Origin of the sequence: Flavobacterium segetis (genome assembly GCF_900129575.1) — a bacterium.
GTDB lineage: Bacteria > Bacteroidota > Bacteroidia > Flavobacteriales > Flavobacteriaceae > Flavobacterium > Flavobacterium segetis.
Genome location: NZ_FQWE01000016.1, coordinates 1 through 2,195, shown reverse-complemented (window position 1 = coordinate 2,195; position 2,195 = coordinate 1). Strand labels below are relative to the sequence as shown.

Here is a 2,195-nt window from a genome sequence, read left to right as displayed (position 1 = left end):
TGTATTATTTGAACTAACAGCAAGAGTAATAAAACGTCATTATTTGTTTCCTTTAAAATCTTTGTCTTCTTTCCTAAAAGTGTTGCAAGCAACTAACATTTAGGCTCTAGAAAGGAGGTGTTCCAGCCGCACCTTCCGGTACGGCTACCTTGTTACGACTTAGCCCTAGTTACCAGTTTTACCCTAGGCAGCTCCTTGCGGTCACCGACTTCAGGCACCCCCAGCTTCCATGGCTTGACGGGCGGTGTGTACAAGGCCCGGGAACGTATTCACCGGATCATGGCTGATATCCGATTACTAGCGATTCCAGCTTCACGGAGTCGAGTTGCAGACTCCGATCCGAACTGTGACCGGTTTTGTAGATTCGCTCCTGGTCGCCCAGTGGCTGCTCTCTGTACCGGCCATTGTAGCACGTGTGTAGCCCAAGGCGTAAGGGCCGTGATGATTTGACGTCATCCCCACCTTCCTCACAGTTTGCACTGGCAGTCTTGTTAGAGTTCCCGACTTGACTCGCTGGCAACTAACAACAGGGGTTGCGCTCGTTATAGGACTTAACCTGACACCTCACGGCACGAGCTGACGACAACCATGCAGCACCTTGTAAATTGTCTTGCGAAAAGTCTGTTTCCAAACCGGTCAATCTACATTTAAGCCTTGGTAAGGTTCCTCGCGTATCATCGAATTAAACCACATGCTCCACCGCTTGTGCGGGCCCCCGTCAATTCCTTTGAGTTTCATTCTTGCGAACGTACTCCCCAGGTGGGATACTTATCACTTTCGCTTAGCCACTGAACTTGCGCCCAACAGCTAGTATCCATCGTTTACGGCGTGGACTACCAGGGTATCTAATCCTGTTCGCTACCCACGCTTTCGTCCATCAGCGTCAATGTATTAGTAGTAACCTGCCTTCGCAATTGGTATTCCATGTAATCTCTAAGCATTTCACCGCTACACTACATATTCTAGTTACTTCCTAATAATTCAAGCCTTACAGTATCAATGGCCGTTTCCCCGTTGAGCGGGGAGATTTCACCACTGACTTATAAAGCCGCCTACGGACCCTTTAAACCCAATGATTCCGGATAACGCTTGGATCCTCCGTATTACCGCGGCTGCTGGCACGGAGTTAGCCGATCCTTATTCTTACGATACCGTCAAGACTCTACACGTAGAGTGGTTTCTTCTCGTATAAAAGCAGTTTACAATCCATAGGACCGTCATCCTGCACGCGGCATGGCTGGATCAGGCTTGCGCCCATTGTCCAATATTCCTCACTGCTGCCTCCCGTAGGAGTCTGGTCCGTGTCTCAGTACCAGTGTGGGGGATCTCCCTCTCAGGACCCCTACCCATCGTAGTCTTGGTAAGCCGTTACCTTACCAACTAACTAATGGGACGCATGCTCATCTTTTACCGTTGTGACTTTAATTATAAAATGATGCCATTTCATAATACTATGTGGTATTAATCCAAATTTCTCTGGGCTATCCCGCTGTAAAAGGTAGATTGCATACGCGTTACGCACCCGTGCGCCGGTCTCTAGTTCCGAAGAACTATACCCCTCGACTTGCATGTGTTAAGCCTGCCGCTAGCGTTCATCCTGAGCCAGGATCAAACTCTTCATCGTATATTGTACGCTTGATTGCTCAAGCTAGTTATTATGCGACTCCAATTCTATCGGTTTTTTCAAATCTCTCGATTCTATTACTCTTATTCTTTTGCTCTAAGATCTCTCTTAAAGCGGCTGTCAATTCAATATGTCTAGGAACGTGTTCTTCTTGTTTTCTCACTTCAATTTCCACATTTAATGTGGCTCTCAAAGCGGGTGCAAAACTACAACTTCTTTTTAATCTCACAAGCTTTTTTAAAAGTTTTTTAGAAAATAAATTTTCTCCGCTTTTCTATCGAAATTCCGATACTTCAGTCTCTCTACTTGCTCAATCTGTCTAAGAACTTGCTACCGCTTTTGCGGGGCACAAATGTAACTACTTCTTTTATTTCTGCCAAATCTTTTTTTAAATCTTTCAACTTAATTTTAATTCAGTTTCCATTAAATAAATAAGAACAAATGCCCTGTTGCGGGTGCAAAAGTAGTGCGTTTATTCGCTTCTACAAGCTTTTTTTGTGACTATTTTTAAGATTTGTTCAAGATTGTTTTTAAATGGTTGTAAACGTACAACTTGAAAGTGAAGTTTTTT

At 44.7% G+C, this 2,195-nt stretch carries 1 protein-coding gene and 1 rRNA gene; both read right to left on the bottom strand.

Translation table 11 applies throughout. The annotated features are described in order from the left end of the window. Positions 1-110: 110 nt before the first annotated feature. Positions 111-1,624 (bottom strand): 16S ribosomal RNA (locus BUA99_RS14565). A gap of 31 nt (positions 1,625-1,655) precedes the next feature. Further along, a complete protein-coding gene (locus BUA99_RS15045) occupies positions 1,656-1,853 on the bottom strand; it encodes a hypothetical protein (protein ID WP_143151787.1) in 198 nt (65 codons plus the stop codon). Positions 1,854-2,195 lie beyond the last annotated feature (342 nt).